The following is a 15,363-nucleotide window of genomic DNA, read 5'->3' on the forward strand; positions in this document are numbered from 1 at the left end:
GTGGATCGGCCGGTGTCGGTCTCTGGCCCCCTGGCAGCCTCTGGCCCACTCATCTACGGGAAGTCGCAACGTGTCGCTCACGATCGGAATCGTCGGCCTGCCGAATGTCGGCAAGTCGACCCTGTTCAACGCCCTGACCAAGAACGACGTGCTGGCGGCCAACTACCCGTTCGCCACGATCGAGCCCAACGTCGGCGTGGTCGGCGTCCCCGACGCCCGCCTGGCCAAGCTGGCGTCGATCTTCAAGTCGGAGCGCATCCTTCCGGCCACGGTGGACTTCGTCGACATCGCCGGCATCGTGCGCGGCGCCTCCGAGGGCGAGGGCCTGGGCAACAAGTTCCTCGCGAACATCCGTGAGTCCGACGCGATCTGCCAGGTGATCCGGGCCTTCAAGGACGAGAACGTCGTCCATGTCGACGGCAAGGTCTCCCCGAAGAACGACATCGAGACGATCAACACCGAGCTGATCCTCGCCGACCTGCAGACCATCGAGAAGGTCCTGCCGCGCCTCCAGAAGGAGTCGCGGATCAAGAAGGACGTGGCCCCGAAGGTCAAGGCGGTCGAGGAGGCCAAGGAGATCCTGGAGAAGGGCGACACGCTCTTCGCGCACGGCATCGTCCAGGGCACCGAGCGCAGCGAACTCCTCCACGACCTGCACCTGCTCACCACCAAGCCCTTCCTCTACGTCTTCAACGTCGACGAGGACGAACTGGTCGACGAGGGCTTCAAGAACGAGCAGCGCGCCCTGGTCGCCCCCGCCGAGGCGATCTTCCTCAACGCCAAGCTGGAGGCGGACCTCGCCGAGCTGGACGAGGAGGAGGCCCTGGAGCTCCTCCAGTCCGTCGGCCAGGAGGAGCCCGGCCTCGCCACCCTCGCCCGCGTCGGCTTCGACACCCTCGGTCTGCAGACGTACCTGACGGCCGGACCCAAGGAGTCCCGCGCCTGGACGATCAAGAAGGGCGCCACGGCCCCCGAGGCGGCCGGGGTGATCCACACCGACTTCCAGAAGGGCTTCATCAAGGCCGAGGTCATCTCCTTCGGCGACCTGGTCGAGACCGGCTCGGTCGCCGAGGCCCGCGCGAAGGGCAAGGCGCGCATGGAGGGCAAGGACTATGTGATGCAGGACGGGGACGTGGTGGAGTTCCGGTTCAATGTGTAACCGACTCGCTGCTGTGCGCTAGGTAGTCGAGCGTGGATCAGGAGGGGCTGAGCTCTGGCGAGCTCAGCCCCTCCTGCGTTCCCGTGCCGACTTGGTGCTGACCCCTAGGTGCTCGTCGGTGGCGTGAGCCTGTCGAGGTCCAGGCTGATCTCGAACGGCAAACCCTTCCGGTCACAGCACTAGGACGCTCCCAGGGCCGGAGACGGCGCCGGGTCGGTCACCCAGCCCGCCGCCAGCACCAGGCGGGACTCCCGTTCGACGGCGAGGAAGCCGAAGGGGCGGTCGAAGACGGCCCGGACGACCGTCGTCTCGTAGCGGTGCTGCGGTGCCGGGCTGCCGTACTGCGCCGCCAGGGCCGTCACCGCCGCCGCCCGGAAACCGAGGGCGCCGAACTGGGCGACGGCCGACTGGCGGCCCTGGGCGACGGCCAACGGGCGGTCGCTGATCCCCGGGAAGTGGCCGGCCCGGGTGTCCATGGCCGCCGTCAGGCCGAACAGCTCCGGCCGGGCCAGCAGGTCGTGGTCGCCGCGCACCTCGTACGCCACCGTCCGCACGTCCAGGGCGATCGGCTCCGGAGCGGTGGCGGGCTCCCGTACCACGTGCAGGCCCGGGCCGACGTGTCCGAGCGGGAGCCCGCCGCCCGGGCTGAGCGGCAGTGCCCGCTCCACGATCCCGACCCCGGCGGCCAGCACCTGACCGGGTGTCATCCGCTCCTCACCGAGCACGAGGTGGACGTCGACGCCGTTGTCACCGGGAACCGTCAGCGCGGTGACGAAGCCGTCGGGCGTGCCCGTGACGCCCACCCGGTCCGGCCGCACCCCGCGCCGGTGCAGGCCGCGCAGCGTGCGCCCCTGCCAGGGGCCGGCCTCCGGCCTGAGCGGCAGCTCGGTGAACGGCTGCCGCCAGGTCGTGCGCAGCGCCAGGGCACTGGCCAGCACCATCCGCGCGTCCCTGGTCAGCGTGACCGGCATCCGCTCGACCAGCCCGCCGGTCCGCTCGGCCGCCCACGTGTCCAACTGCTCCTGCGCGGTGACGAGATCGTCCCCGAACGCCCCGCAGGTCCCGGCCGGCAGTCCGGCGCGCCACTCCTGGCGGAGGGCGAGCGCATGGTGCGTCCACAGACCGAGCGCCGCCTCCAGCCCGGAGATCGAGCGCAAGGCCGCCGGCAACTCCCGGGCCACACCCGCCGCCTGATGCGCCGGCAGCCCGAGGGCCTCGCTCAGCTCGGCCCGCGCCGGGCCGGCCGCGCCGTCGGCCAGATGGGCCAGCAACGGCCAGACCCCCGCCGCCGAGAAGACCGTTCCGCCGTGCGCGGTCGCCGCCCACCGTCGGGTGAGGCCGTTCACCGCCCGGACGGCCTCGCCGCCCACCCGGCTCACGGTCTGGTCCACCGTCATTCCGCCCCCGTTCGTGCCCTGGTCACCGGGCGCCCCGTCGTACGTCGGCCCGGTCACCGGCGGTTCACCGGTCCCGTGCTCCGCCACCGGGCCCCAGGAGCACGCTACCGGTGCCCGCGTCCCCGCCTCACGGCCCCACCGGCCGGAAGCGCCGTATCGGCCACCCGGACCGGCACCCAGGTGTGAGCAGGGCCGTCCGCGCGCATCTATAGGGAGAAAGTGCCTGCGTAAAGCCCTGCAGCACCACATGTCATCACATCGAGTGATTCTCTGGCCTTTGCTTGCACGGCACAACCCACGGTTGCCAGTCTGTTGCTGTCTGTACAACCTGATGGGAGCGGCCAGTGACTTTCGGTGAGCAGCCGGCGTACCTGCGTGTCGCGGGTGATCTCCGCAAGAAGATCGTCGACGGTTCGCTGCCGCCCCATACCCGCCTGCCCTCCCAGGCCCGCATCCGCGAGGAGTACGGCGTCTCGGACACGGTCGCGCTGGAGGCCCGCAAGGTGCTGATGGCCGAGGGGCTGGTCGAGGGCCGGTCCGGTTCCGGCACGTATGTGCGCGAGCGCCCCGTGCCCCGGCGGGTGGCCCGCTCCGGGTACCGCCCGGCCGCCGGTGCCACGTCCTTCCGGCAGGAGCAGGCGGACGCCTCGTCGCGTGGCACCTGGGAGTCCGGCAGCGAGCAGGCCGAGGCCGGGGCCGCGATCGCCGAGCGGCTGGGCATCCGGGCGGGCGACCGGGTCATGCGCACCAAGTACCTGTTCCGGGAGGCCGGTGAGCCGATGATGCTCTCCACCTCCTGGGAGCCGCTGGCGCTGACCGGCCGCACCCCGGTGATGCTGCCCGAGGAGGGCCCGCTCGGCGGCATGGGTGTGGTGGAGCGGATGCGCGCCATCGACGTCATCGTCGACAACGTCACCGAGGAGGTCGGCGCCCGTCCCGGCCTCGCCGAGGAACTGCACCTGCTCGGCGGCGTCCCCGGCCATGTGGTCCTGGTCGTCCAGCGCACGTACTACGCGTCCGGCCGCCCGGTGGAGACGGCCGACGTGGTGATCCCGGCCGACCGGTACCGGGTCTCGTATCACCTGCCCGTGAAGTGACGGCCGGAGCCGGCGGTCGCTGAGCGCGCTCCTCCGCGTGAGGTGGCGCACACCCCTGCACGCCCCGGCGCCGGACGCCCGGGGCGTGCGACCTTGCACCAGAGGCGACCGGCCGCTGCAATCCAGCCGTTTTCCCAGGTGACCACGGGTCACACGGATATGCCCCCGACTCGGGGCGGCGGCGCTCACGACGGCGCGTTCACTTCCGCGCGCCCCCTGGGTTCTGGCTGGTTGCGTACCTCTTTGTGAAAAGGCGTATTCGCTGCGTGAAGGTTGGGCGTACGCTCGGGCATATGCGGATTGCGGTTTCCTTAGGCGGGGCTCGCGGGGGCCCGGTCGAGTGTGGGGGAGGGCAGCGCGGTGCAAGAAGGACCGATGCGGGGGGTGGGGACCGTGAGTGAGGGGACCGTCTCCCTGCCCTGGATCGTGATACGGCAGGACGACAACGGCAATCGCTATCGCGTCGGCCGGTACGCGACCCGCGCGGAGGCCCAGGAGATCGCCGACAGCCTCGACGACCGCGGCCACAAACAGCTCTACTGGGTCGAGCGCATCGGCCAGAACGGGGACGGCGCCCGCAACTGACCTCGAGCGCCCTCCCGTAGGCTCCGCCCCATGACGCCCAGGACACCCATGACGGACCGGATCGTGGTGGTGGGAGCCGCTCTGCTCGACGGCGGCCGGCTGCTCGCCGCGCGTCGCAGCGCTCCCGAGGACCTGGCCGGACGCTGGGAGCTGCCCGGCGGCAAGGTCGAGACGGGCGAGCGGCCCGAGGACGCCCTGGTGCGTGAACTGCGCGAGGAACTCGGCGTCGACGCCGAGGCCGTCGAGCGCGTGCCCGGGCAGTGGCCGCTGCGGGCGCCGTACGTCCTGCAGGTGTGGACCGCCCGGCTGCGCCCCGGATCGCCTGCGCCGAGGCCCCTTCAGGACCATGACGAGCTGCGCTGGCTCACCGAGGCCGAGCTCTGGGACGTGCCCTGGCTGGACCAGGACGTTCCCGCCGTCCGTGAAGTCGCACCCAGACTGGGTACGGGCATGCGCTGAGCGCCCCGTACGCCGTTCGTGCCACAGTGCGCCCCACCCCACGGTACTGCCCTCCAGATATCGGGTATGTGCCAATTAACCCCACGAAACCGGACATGGGTGCGCTTGCTGGCCTGGGAAGTGATCGGCGTGATCGACACCGATGGCGACTGCGCCGAGTGGACCTTTCCCGCGGAACCGGGCGCCGTGCGCGCCGCACGTGCCGTGGTCCGCGGCAAGTTGCACGGCTGGCATCTCGACTGTGTAGCCGACCTTGCCGCGTTGCTGGTCAGTGAGCTGGTCACCAACGCGCTGCGGCATGCCACCGGCCCCATCGGCGTACGACTGGTCCGGCCCGCCGGGCTGGGCGGCGGGCTGCTGGTGGAGGTCTCCGACCCGCTGCCGGACCCGCCGCGCGAACGCGTCGCCCGCGACGAGGACGAGAGCGGGCGCGGTCTGCAACTGGTCGCCGGGTCCTCGCGCCGCTGGGGCACCCGGCCCGGCACGAGCGGAAAGACCGTCTGGTTCGAACTGGCGGTGCCGGGGTGAGCCTGAAGCACCCGGGGGGCACGGGGATGTACGGCAGGCGGTGTTCCGTCCAGCGTGCGCTCCGAGCGCCGGCCGATCCCGCGGTGTGTGATTCACGGGCGTGTTCCCTGGTTAGAAGAGTGGAAGTGTTGTCACGGACCGGTCCGAAAAACATCTGGACCGAGCTGTGATCGTGAACACCGTGTCGTGCGGCGCCGTAGTGCTGGATACTGCGGGCAGCCGCCTTTCGGTGACCGGTGCCGGATGCGGTGAGCTGGAGGGGACGGTTCGCGTGAGCGAGATACCAGCGAAGGCCACGGAGTCCGAGGACCCGTCGGACGGCGCGATGGGTCGGGCCGCGGAGGCTGCCGCACCCGGCGATGCCATGTGGCAGAGCAGTCCGCCCGGTTCGATCTACGACTACATCAAGGTCGCGTCCTTCTCCATCAGTCCCGGCGGGCTCGTCGACCAGTGGAGCCTGCGCGCCGAGCAGCTCTTCGGCATCCCCGCCGCACGCGCCGTCGGCATGGACCCGATAGAGGCCTTCATCGACCCCGACCTGCGCGAGCGCAGTCAGCGCAAGATGGCCGAAATCCTCGACGGGCGGGAGTGGACCGGGGTCGTGCCCTTCCGGATGCCGGACACGGCCGACGGCGGGCGCGGCGAGGAGGGACTGGCCGAGGTCTACGTCATGCCCACCCGGACCGCCGAGGGCGACAAGGCCGCCGTCTGCATCGTCGTGGACGTCCGCACCCTGCGCAGCATGGAGACCGACCTCGCCGCCTCACAGGCCATCTTCGGTCAGTCCCCCTTCGGATTCCTGCTGATCGACCCCGACCTGAGGGTCCGTCGGGCCAACGAGCGGTTCGCCTCCATCTTCGGCGGAACCCCGGACGACCACCGGGGCAAGGGAGTTCACGACTATCTGCCGCGCGGTGAGGCCGAGCGGGTTTCGGCCACCCTGCGGCGCGTGCTGGAGAGCGGCCAGTCCATCACCGACATGCACGTCACCGGTCACGTCCCCGGCTCCGAGGAACGCAGGCACTGGTCCGTCAACCTCTACCGCGTGCACAGCGGCAGCGGCCGGCCCATCGGCATCGCCTGGCTCGGCACCGACATCACCGCCCGCCGCGCCGCCGCCCGTGAGGCCGCCGCCGCCCGGCGCAACCTCGCCCTGCTCAACGAGGCCGGCGCGCGCATAGGGAACTCCCTCGACCTGGAGACCACGGCCCGGGAACTCCTCGACGTGGTCGTCCCCGGCTTCTGCGACCTCGCCACCGTCGACCTCTACCAGGGCCTGCTCACCGGCGACGAGACCCCGCCCGGGCTCGCCGACGGCAGCGCCGAGCTGCGCCGGGTCGCCTTCGCCAGTGCCGTCTCCGGCGCCCCCTTCGCCGGCTCCGGCGAGCCCGTCGAGGTCGGTGCGGTCCACCACTTCCCGTTCAACTCGCGCTGCGCAGACGCCCTGCGCACAGCCCGGCCGCAGCACGTGCCCCCCGAGGACGGCGGTCTCGTGCAGTCCACGCTGGCCGTGCCGATGGTCGCCCACGACACGGTCGTCGGCCTCGCCCAGTTCGCCCGCACCAAGGGCAGCGAGCCGTTCGGCGACCGCGACCGGGAGCTGGCCGTGGAGCTGGCCGCGCGCGCGGCGGTGTGCATCGACAACGCGCGGCTGTACCGCAGGGAGCACGAGCGCGCGCTGATACTGCAACGGTCGCTGCTGCCGCCGGGCGACCCGGAGGCCTCCGGACTGGACATCGCCTGCCGCTATCTCCCGGGGAACGCGGCGACCGAGGTGGGCGGCGACTGGTTCGACGTCATCGAACTGCCGGGCCACCGTACGGCGCTGGTCGTGGGCGATGTGATGGGGCGCGGCCTGCGGGCGGCCGTCGCGATGGGCGAACTGCGCACGGCCGTAAGGACCTTGGCCCTGCTGGATCTGGAACCGGCCGAGGTGCTCTCGGCGCTGGACGAGATCGCCCGCGGGCTCGGTACCCCCGGCGGCGTCCAGCAGGCCACCCGCACGGCCCGCCAGCCCCGCGACGCCGACCTGTCCGAGGTCTACCTGGCGACGTGCGTGTACGCGGTGTACGACTCCGTCACCAGGCGCTGCACGTTCGCCAACGCCGGCCATCTGCCGCCGGTCCTGGTCGAACCCGGTGAGCCGGCCCTGATGCTGGACGTGCCGCCCGGCATGCCGCTCGGGGTGGGCGGCGAGCCCTTCGAGGAGGTGGAGGTCGAGCTGCCGGAGGGCGCGCTGCTGGCCCTCTACACGGACGGTCTGGTCGAGTCGCGCGACCACCCGCTGGACGAGGGCCTCCAGGCGTTCGTCGGCGCGCTCACGGATCCGTCCCGCCCGCTCGAGGACGTCTGCGACCACGTCCTGAGCACCCTCGACACCCACCACGGCGAGGACGACATCGCGCTGCTGATGGCCCGGGTGCAGGGGCTGCCCGCCGAGTCCGTCGGCGACTGGACGCTGCCGCGCGAGCCGCGGAGCGTGGGGCGCGCGCGGGAGTACGCCCGGGGGCAGCTGCTGAGCTGGGACCTGGAACCGCTCGTCGACACGACCGAACTGCTCGTCAGCGAGCTGGTCACCAACGCGCTGCGCTACGGCGAGGGGGAGATCCGGCTGCGGCTGCTGCTGGACCGCACGCTGGTCTGCGAGGTGTGGGACTCCGGTCTGGTCCAGCCCCGCCGGCGGCGCGCGCGCGACACCGACGAAGGAGGCCGGGGGCTGCAGCTGGTGGGGCTGCTCAGCGCGGCATGGGGCTCGCGCCGGACACCTCGCGGCAAGACGGTGTGGTTCGAGTTGCCGCTGCCTGGGGGAGAGGCGGGGCTGACCGACCCGGCGGAGGCGCTGCTGAGCCTCTTCTGACGTCCTGCGCGCGGGGTCGGCGCGAGGGATTGGGCGGGTGGCGAGCAGGTGTGGCGGGTCCGGGTCCGGGGGCCTCCGTAGCCGGCGGGCGGGCCTGTGTCCGTGTCCTGCGCAGGCAGCATTGCGCCCAGGGCTGGGTCAGGCGGGCGGCGAGCAGGTGTGGCGGGTCCGGGTCCGGGGGCCTCCGTAGCCGGCGGGCGGGCCTCCGTCCGCGTCCTGCGCCAGCAGCACTCCGCCCAGGACCGCGCCCGCCAGTCCGGGTGCGTCGCCGTCGGCGCTGGTGTGCGGGTTGCCGCGGGCCCGGACGTCCCGCTCGGCCAGGGACCGTGCCTCGCGGGCCTCGGCGTCGGCCCGGTCGGCGCGGCCCGCGCCCAGTTCGCGTGCCGCTTCCGCGAGGCGGACCCGTGCCTCCGGGCCCACCGCGCCCCGGTGCACCGTGACGAACTCCTCCGCGCCGGCGACGGAACTCCGCGCCACGAGCAGCGCCGCGACGGCCGGCGCACCGGCGTGGCCCGTGTGCAGCCGCTCCACCGCCCGCGCGATCCGGCGCAGGGCGTCCAGCGGATCGTACGGACCCGCCGTCAGCTCCTGCCGTACGGAGGCCAGCACGCCGTCCGCGTGGGCCAGCCGGGCGTGCAGCTCACCGCTGGTCAGGGGCTTTTGCACGTCCCCTTTCCGGGCCGCCGCGAGCTCCGCCTCGGCGCCGGTCAGCACGGCCGGCACCAGCCGTGCCGCCTCCCGCAGCCGTTCCGCGAGCCCCTCCACCCCGGTCACCAGGACCCCGGCCTGCGCGACCGCGCCCTCGGCGGCGCGCAGCTGCCCGGCGGCCCGTGCACCGGCGCCCGCGTCGGACGACTGACGGGCCTCGTTGAGCCGGACGGTGGCGAACACCAGCCGGTCCTTGGCCTGTTCGAGGTACCCGGTGACGGATGCGACGGCCGAAGGGGCGCAGCGGCCGTGCAGGGCGGTCAGGGTCTCCCCGGCGGTCAGCGTCCGCCCGGTCAGCTCCCGGAACCGTCCCTCGGCGACCTCCAGCGCCCCGGCCAGCCCCGGTCCCTCCAGCTCCCGCAGCCGGTCCAGCGCGGGGGCTTCGGCGTCCAGCCGGCGTCCCGCCTCCGCGCACCGGCCGACCACGCCGATCAGCGCCTGCCGCCGGGCCACGTCGTCCTCCGGCACCCCCAGCTCGTACCGCCGCCAGATCGCGCAGGCGGCCGCCAGCTCGGTCTCGGCGGCCCGCAGGGCGTGCACGAGGGGTTCGGTGTCCGGCCGCGCGAACCGCGCCCGGACGAAGGAGAGTTCCTCACGGCTGGTGCGTACACAGTCGTCGGCCAGCACCAGCGCGGCGCGGGCCTGCCGCTCGGAGTCGGCCGGGGTGGGCGTGGGCGGGGCGGCGGAGACGGTTCCGGGGGTGGTGCGGGTGCGGGCACGGCGGGTGCGGCGCACAAAGCCGTACCCGGCCAGCACCACGGCGGCGATCCCCGCGATCAGGGGCAGCACGAGGTCGGCGGTGGACGTCTCGTCCTGCCGTGGCGCGGCGGCGCTCGCGACGGTTCCGGCGGGCGCCGCGGGAACCGGATCTTGCCCGCCGACCGTCATCACCGGCAACACCAGCCACCCGACCCCGGCCACGGCGCCGAGCACGGCATGCGCCACCCGCACCCGTATGTGCGCCTTGGCGCGCCGGGGCCGGCCCCGGATCAGGGATGACGTCACATTTTGGAGCGTATGGGCAGGTAGGCGCCTTCGCGAGCGGGACGGATACGGGTGGGGGACGGGAGAAGCGGGGGCAGGAAATGGACGACCGAACCAGCCAGGGTGAGCAGGTCCTGCCCGACGACACCGCCGGCGCGGACGACCCGCACCCGCCACCCGTGCCCGGCACCGCCGCTCGCGCGGACAAGGCGGGCCAGAAGAAGACGATGCGGCGCCGCGTCCTGCGCTGTGCCCTCGCCGCCCTCGCCGTGCTGCTCCTCCCGCTCCTCACCGCCGAAACGGCACTCCGCATCAACTACACCGGCACCCCGGGATCCGGTACCACGACCCGCCACCGGGACGCACTGTGGCTGGGCCACGCCTGGGTCGACGGCCGGAAGAACGACCAGGACGTCCGCAAGCTCGCCCGGCGCCTGAAGGACACCGGCATCCGTGACCTGTACGTCCACTCCGGCCCCCTGGAGCACGACGGCACCCTGCCGGACTCGGCGTACCCGAAGGCCCGTTGGCTGATCTCGGCCGTCCACCGTGAGCTGCCCGGCGTCCGGGTCCAGGCCTGGCTCGGGGACAAGCTGGCCACGGAGAGCCCTGACGGCCTGCGGCTGGAGCGCGCCGCGACCCGTGAGGCGATCGTGGCCTCCGCCGGTCGCCTTCTCGCCGCCGGCTACGACGGCGTGCACGTCGACCTGGAGCCACTGCACTCCGGCGACCGCCACTACCTCTCCCTGCTGGACCGCCTGCACGGCCTGACCCGCAGCCGGAAGGGCCTGCTGTCCGTCGCCGCCCACCAGATCGACCCGCTGCCCGCGTTCCACTCCCTCTGGGGGACGACCACCGGTCACCCCAAGTGGTGGTCGCAGGCCTACTTCGGGCAGGTGGCACGCCGCGTGGACCAGATCGCCGTCATGTCGTACGACACCATGCAGCCGCTGCAGAGCCTGTACGGCGGCTACGTGGCCGAGCAGACGAGCCTCGCCCTGGAGGTCACCCCGGACACCACGGACCTCCTCATGGGTCTGCCCTTCTACCACGAGAACCGCTTCGGGCACCGGGCGCGTGCCGAGACCGTCCCGGCCGCCGTACGCGGCGTCCGCCTGGGCCTGTCCCGCACCGACGCCGACCGGACCCGCTTCGGCGTCGCCCTCTACGTCGACTTCGCGGCGACGGAGGCGGACTGGCGGGCGTACGAGAGGACCTGGGCCCGCTGACCGGAGGGACCTTCCCTTGACGCGATCCATGCGCGGTCTCGCCGCGCACGACCTGGCGCAGGCCCCGGCACCAGGAGGAACATGACAGTCATGCACATGTTCTTGGTGGTGGCCAACGGCGTGGCCATGGGTCTGCTGGGGGTGTTCGGGATCGCGGGCATCGCGACCGGCTGGGTGGCGCCCTGGGGCCGCGGCCGGGTGCTGCGCCCGAGGCTGTGGGGCTCCGGCTCGCTGCTGAGCGGCGTCGGCGGAGCGTTCTTCGTCTTCCTCGGCCCGCTCGCCGCGGGGCGGCACACCGTCCTGCCCTGGCTCGGCTGGGTCGCCTTCATGGTGGGGCTGGGCCTGCAGATGCTGGCCCAGCGCCCCGGCCGGCCCCTTACGAGGAACGCCTCCTGATCTTCGAGCCGAGCCACACCAGCGGGTCGTACTTGCGGTCGACCGCACGCTCCTTCAGCGGGATCAGCGCGTTGTCCGTGATCTTGATGCCCTCGGGGCAGACCTCGGTGCAGCACTTGGTGATGTTGCAGTAGCCGAGGCCGTGTTCGTCCTGGGCCGAGCGTTTGCGGTCCAGTCCGGTCTCGGCGGCCGCGTCGAGCGGGTGCATGTCGAGTTCGGCGATCCGCATCAGGAAGCGCGGGCCCGCGAACGCCGTCTTGTTCTCCTCGTGGTCGCGCACCACATGGCAGGTGTCCTGGCACAGGAAGCACTCGATGCACTTGCGGAACTCCTGCGAACGGTCCACGTCCTCCTGCATCATCCGGTACTCACCGGGCGCCACACCGGCCGGCGGCACGAACGACGGGACCTCCCTGGCCTTCTGGTAGTTGAAACCGACGTCGGTCACCAGGTCCCGGACCACCGGGAAGCCGCGCAGCGGAGTGACCGTGATCGTCTCCGCCCGGTCGAAGACCGACATGCGGGTCATGCACATCAGCCGGGGACGGCCGTTGATCTCCGCCGAGCACGAACCGCACTTGCCCGCCTTGCAGTTCCAGCGCACGGCCAGGTCGGGGGCCTGGGTGGCCTGGAGACGGTGGATGATGTCGAGCACCACCTCGCCGTCGTTGACCTCGACCGTGAAGTCCGCCAGGCCGCCGCCCTGCACATCACCCCGCCACACCTTGAAGCGGGCCTCGTAGCTGCTCACTCGTACAGCTCCTCTTCGGCGAGGTACTTGACCAGCTCCTCCTTCTCGAAGAGGGCGAGCAGGTCCGGGCGGATGGGATCGGTGGTCTCGCGGGTGAGGCGGATCTGGCCGCGGCCGGAGTCGGTCGCCGCGAGGCCGCCGGTGGGGTCGGCGAGGGTGCACAGCAGGTTCACGTTGCGCCAGGCGCGGTCCATCGAGGGGTGATCCTCGCGGGTGTGGCCGCCGCGCGACTCGGTGCGTTCCAGCGCGGCCCGCGCCACGCACTCGCTGACCAGCAGCATGTTGCGCAGATCCAGCGCCAGGTGCCAGCCCGGGTTGAACTGGCGGTGGCCCTCAACGCCGGCCCGGCGGGCCCGCAGGCGCAGCTCGCCGAGCTTGCGCAGGGCCTGCTCCATCTCGCCCTCGCGGCGGATGATGCCGACCAGGTCGTTCATGGTCTGCTGAAGTTCCTGGTGCAGGGTGTACGGGTTCTCCGGCGGCCCCGCCTCGCCCTCCCGGTCCGCCTCGGCGGAGAAGGGGCGCAGGGCCTCCGCGGCGGCCGTGTCGACCTGGGCGTCGTCCACCGGCGGGCGCTGATACGCCAGGCCCTGCGCGTACCGTGCCGCGTGCCAGCCCGCCCGTCGTCCGAAGACCAGCAGGTCGGAGAGCGAGTTGCCGCCGAGGCGGTTGGAGCCGTGCATTCCGCCCGCCACCTCACCGGCCGCGAACAGCCCCGGCACCCCGCGCGCCGCCGCCGTGTCGGAGTCGACCGCGATGCCGCCCATCACGTAGTGACAGGTCGGCCCGACCTCCATGGCCTCCGCCGTGATGTCGACGTCGGCCAGCTCCTTGAACTGGTGGTACATGGAGGGCAGCCGGCGCCGGATCACCTCCGCCGGCATACGGGTGGACACGTCCAGGAACACCCCGCCGTGCGGCGAGCCCCGGTCCGCCTTCACCTCGGCGTTGATGGCGCGGGCCACTTCGTCCCGGGGCAGGAGCTCCGGCGGCCGGCGGTTGTTGTCCGGGTCCTCGTACCACCGGTCGGCCTCCTCCTCCGACTCGGCGTACTTCTCCTTGAAGACGTCCGGGATGTAGTCGAACATGAACCGCTTGCCCTCGGAGTTCCGCAGGACCCCGCCGTCGCCGCGGACCGACTCGGTGACGAGGATGCCCTTCACCGACGGCGGCCAGACCATGCCCGTCGGGTGGAACTGCACGAACTCCATGTTCAGCAGCGGCGCGCCCGCGAGCAGCGCCAGCGCGTGGCCGTCGCCCGTGTACTCCCACGAGTTCGAGGTGACCTTGAAGGACTTGCCGATGCCGCCGGTCGCGACCACGACCGCGGGGGCCTCCAGGACGAAGAAGCGGCCGGTCTCGCGCTCGTAGGCGAAGACCCCGCAGACGCGACCCGCGGCGGAGCCGCTGTCGGACGCGGTGTCCTTGAGGACCCTGGTGACCGTGCACTCCTGGAAGACCTTCAGCCGGGACTCGTAGTCCCCGGTCTCCTTGAAGTCCTCCTGCTGCAGGGCGACGATCTTCTGCTGGAGGGTGCGGATCAGCTCCAGGCCCGTGCGGTCGCCGACGTGGGCGAGACGCGGGTACTCATGGCCGCCGAAGTTGCGCTGGGAGATCCGGCCGTCCTTCGTACGGTCGAACAGCGCGCCCCAGGTCTCCAGCTCCCACACCCGGTCCGGGGCCTCCTGCGCGTGCAGCTCGGCCATCCGCCACTGGTTGAGGAACTTGCCGCCGCGCATGGTGTCGCGGAAGTGGACCTGCCAGTTGTCGTGCTCGTTGGCGTTGGCCATGGCCGCCGCGATGCCGCCCTCCGCCATCACCGTGTGCGCCTTGCCGAACAGCGACTTGCAGATCACCGCGGTACGGGCGCCCCGCTCGCGCGCCTCGATCGCGGCCCGCAGCCCGGCGCCGCCGGCACCGACCACGACGACGTCCCACTCCTGGCGGTCGACCACGGACATCAGTCCCTCACTGTGTCTCTAGAAGAAGCGGGGGTCGGCGAAGACCCCGGACGCGACGAGATAGACGTAGAAGTCGGCGAGCGCGACGCTCACCAGCGACGCCCACGCCAGTTGCATGTGGCGGGCGTTGAGCCGGCCGGCGAACTGCCACGCCCTGTAGCGCACCGGGTGCTTGGAGAAGTGCTTGAGCTTGCCGCCGACGATGTGCCGGCACGAGTGGCAGGAGATCGTGTAGGCCCAGATCAAGGTGATGTTGATGAGGAACACGACAGTGCCGAGGCCCATGTGGCCCCAGTTCTCGTGCGGGTCGCGGAAGGACAGCACCGTGTCGTACGTCAGCACACCGGCGACCAGGATCGCCGCGTAGAAGAAGTACCGGTGGATGTTCTGCAGGACCAGCGGAAAGCGGGTCTCGCCGGTGTACCTGCGGTGCGGTTCGGCCACCGCGCAGGCGGGTGGGGACGCCCAGAAGCTGCGGTAGTACGCCTTCCGGTAGTAGTAACAGGTCAGGCGGAACCCCAGCGGGAAGATCAGGATGATGATCGCCGGGGAGATCGCCCACCAGGTGCCGAAGAGATCGGCGTTCGGGCCCGAAGGCATGCTCTTGCAGTTCTCCGCCAGGCACGGCGAGTAGAACGGCGAGACGTAGGGCGCCGCGTAGTAGTCCGCGTTCGCGAAGGCCCGCCAGGTCGAGTACACGACGAAGGCCAGCAGACCGGCCGCGGTGACGGCGGGCGCCAGCCACCAGCGGTCGGTCCGCAGATGCGGGGCGGCGATCTCGGCTCGCGTACCTGTCCGTACGCCGCCGCTGTTCTGTTGGGGTTCGGTGCCGGTAGCCAATGCGGGGCTCCGCTTCTCTGGCTCGGGTGTCAGGGGGCGCGGCGGTCGCGGGCGCCCAGGCCCTCGTCGTCCGAGTCCGTCCACAGGCTGATGTCGTACGGCGTGTCGGAGATGGTGACGAGGTCGGGCCGGCGTGACGCGTCCGGCGCGGCGGAGGCGTCACGCAGCAGCGCCACGCTCTCGCGCAGATGGTCGGCGTCCAGTCGGACCCGGCGCATCTCCAGGCCGCCGCTGCCGAGCTGGTGTTCCAGGCGCCCCAGCGACCGGTAGAGCTCGTCGAGGGAACGCTGGACCGAGGTGATGTCGTCGTGCACGGACATGACTTGCCCTCACTTCCGCGGGTCCGGCCGACCCTGGGCGGCGACGCTCATGCGCCTTGGAGTGTTGCGCGTCACACGTGCCGGTGTGAAGGCAT

14 protein-coding genes are annotated in these 15,363 nt (G+C 72.0%); 8 read left to right on the forward strand and 6 right to left on the reverse strand.

The features are described from left to right. Window positions 1-70: 70 nt before the first annotated feature. Entirely contained in the window at window positions 71-1,159 is a 1,089-nt protein-coding gene (gene ychF / locus ABZ919_RS08015; RefSeq protein ID WP_361243975.1) for a redox-regulated ATPase YchF, read from the forward strand. 179 nt (window positions 1,160-1,338) lie between these two features. Here the strand turns inward: ychF and ABZ919_RS08020 are convergent, their stop codons facing one another. Beyond that, the gene (locus tag ABZ919_RS08020) at window positions 1,339-2,556 is read right to left on the reverse strand and encodes a serpin family protein (protein ID WP_361244101.1); all 1,218 of its coding nucleotides are present in this window, start codon (window positions 2,554-2,556) and stop codon (window positions 1,339-1,341) included. Between the two features lie 344 nt (window positions 2,557-2,900). Here ABZ919_RS08020 and ABZ919_RS08025 point away from each other — a divergent pair, with 344 nt between their 5' ends. The 5 genes from ABZ919_RS08025 to ABZ919_RS08045 all read left to right on the forward strand — a co-directional run bounded on the left by ABZ919_RS08025 (window position 2,901) and on the right by ABZ919_RS08045 (window position 8,082). Beyond that, window positions 2,901-3,653: a GntR family transcriptional regulator gene (locus ABZ919_RS08025; protein WP_361243977.1), complete on the forward strand. Its 753-nt coding sequence runs from the start codon at window positions 2,901-2,903 to the stop codon at window positions 3,651-3,653. Between the two features lie 393 nt (window positions 3,654-4,046). Further along, a complete protein-coding gene (locus ABZ919_RS08030) occupies window positions 4,047-4,238 on the forward strand; it encodes an SPOR domain-containing protein (RefSeq protein WP_361243979.1) in 192 nt (63 codons plus the stop codon). Window positions 4,239-4,286: 48 nt separating this feature from the next. Further along, window positions 4,287-4,697 carry a (deoxy)nucleoside triphosphate pyrophosphohydrolase gene (locus ABZ919_RS08035; RefSeq protein WP_361244103.1) on the forward strand — a complete coding sequence of 137 codons (411 nt, stop codon included), beginning with the start codon at window positions 4,287-4,289 and terminating at the stop codon, window positions 4,695-4,697. 99 nt (window positions 4,698-4,796) lie between these two features. Then, window positions 4,797-5,225: an ATP-binding protein gene (locus ABZ919_RS08040; protein ID WP_361243981.1), complete on the forward strand. Its 429-nt coding sequence runs from the start codon at window positions 4,797-4,799 to the stop codon at window positions 5,223-5,225. Window positions 5,226-5,496: 271 nt separating this feature from the next. Then, window positions 5,497-8,082 carry a SpoIIE family protein phosphatase gene (locus tag ABZ919_RS08045; protein WP_361243983.1) on the forward strand — a complete coding sequence of 862 codons (2,586 nt, stop codon included), beginning with the start codon at window positions 5,497-5,499 and terminating at the stop codon, window positions 8,080-8,082. 138 nt (window positions 8,083-8,220) lie between these two features. On the opposite strand, the gene ABZ919_RS08050 is transcribed toward ABZ919_RS08045, so the two are convergent. Continuing rightward, window positions 8,221-9,795: a hypothetical protein gene (locus ABZ919_RS08050; protein ID WP_361243984.1), complete on the reverse strand. Its 1,575-nt coding sequence runs from the start codon at window positions 9,793-9,795 to the stop codon at window positions 8,221-8,223. Between the two features lie 80 nt (window positions 9,796-9,875). On the opposite strand from ABZ919_RS08050, the gene ABZ919_RS08055 reads away from it, so the two are divergent. Both ABZ919_RS08055 and ABZ919_RS08060 read left to right on the forward strand, forming a co-directional pair. Continuing rightward, window positions 9,876-11,003 carry a hypothetical protein gene (locus ABZ919_RS08055; protein WP_361243986.1) on the forward strand — a complete coding sequence of 376 codons (1,128 nt, stop codon included), beginning with the start codon at window positions 9,876-9,878 and terminating at the stop codon, window positions 11,001-11,003. A gap of 81 nt (window positions 11,004-11,084) precedes the next feature. Next, the gene (locus ABZ919_RS08060; protein ID WP_361243988.1) at window positions 11,085-11,399 is read left to right on the forward strand and encodes a hypothetical protein; all 315 of its coding nucleotides are present in this window, start codon (window positions 11,085-11,087) and stop codon (window positions 11,397-11,399) included. On the opposite strand, the gene ABZ919_RS08065 is transcribed toward ABZ919_RS08060, so the two are convergent. From ABZ919_RS08065 to ABZ919_RS08080, 4 genes are read right to left on the reverse strand one after another with little or no spacing between them, the layout of a single operon-like run. Further along, entirely contained in the window at window positions 11,380-12,150 is a 771-nt protein-coding gene (locus ABZ919_RS08065; RefSeq protein ID WP_361243990.1) for a succinate dehydrogenase/fumarate reductase iron-sulfur subunit, read from the reverse strand. The two genes, ABZ919_RS08060 and ABZ919_RS08065, sit on opposite strands and share 20 nt — an antisense overlap. Next, on the reverse strand, window positions 12,147-14,108 hold the full coding sequence (locus ABZ919_RS08070) for a fumarate reductase/succinate dehydrogenase flavoprotein subunit (protein WP_361243992.1): 1,962 nt from the start codon (window positions 14,106-14,108) through the stop codon (window positions 12,147-12,149). Before ABZ919_RS08070 ends, ABZ919_RS08065 begins: the two co-directional genes overlap by 4 nt. Before the next feature lie 18 nt (window positions 14,109-14,126). Beyond that, window positions 14,127-14,948 carry a hypothetical protein gene (locus ABZ919_RS08075; protein WP_361243994.1) on the reverse strand — a complete coding sequence of 274 codons (822 nt, stop codon included), beginning with the start codon at window positions 14,946-14,948 and terminating at the stop codon, window positions 14,127-14,129. A 29-nt stretch (window positions 14,949-14,977) separates the two neighbouring features. Then, window positions 14,978-15,268, reverse strand: coding sequence for a hypothetical protein (locus ABZ919_RS08080; RefSeq protein ID WP_361243995.1), 291 nt, complete (start codon window positions 15,266-15,268; stop codon window positions 14,978-14,980). Between the last annotated feature and the right edge of the window lie 95 nt (window positions 15,269-15,363).

The organism is Streptomyces sp. NPDC046759 (assembly GCF_040645475.1).
Taxonomy (GTDB): domain Bacteria; phylum Actinomycetota; class Actinomycetes; order Streptomycetales; family Streptomycetaceae; genus Streptomyces.

Coding starts and splice junctions, on each gene's coding strand:
- ABZ919_RS08020 (WP_361244101.1), bottom strand. CDS start 2,556: ATGACGGTGGACCAGACCGTGAGCCGGGTGGGCGGCGAGGCCGTCCGG.
- ABZ919_RS08035 (WP_361244103.1), top strand. CDS start 4,287: ATGACGGACCGGATCGTGGTGGTGGGAGCCGCTCTGCTCGACGGCGGC.
- ABZ919_RS08055 (WP_361243986.1), top strand. CDS start 9,876: ATGGACGACCGAACCAGCCAGGGTGAGCAGGTCCTGCCCGACGACACC.
- ABZ919_RS08060 (WP_361243988.1), top strand. CDS start 11,085: ATGACAGTCATGCACATGTTCTTGGTGGTGGCCAACGGCGTGGCCATG.
- ABZ919_RS08070 (WP_361243992.1), bottom strand. CDS start 14,108: ATGTCCGTGGTCGACCGCCAGGAGTGGGACGTCGTCGTGGTCGGTGCC.
- ABZ919_RS08080 (WP_361243995.1), bottom strand. CDS start 15,268: ATGTCCGTGCACGACGACATCACCTCGGTCCAGCGTTCCCTCGACGAG.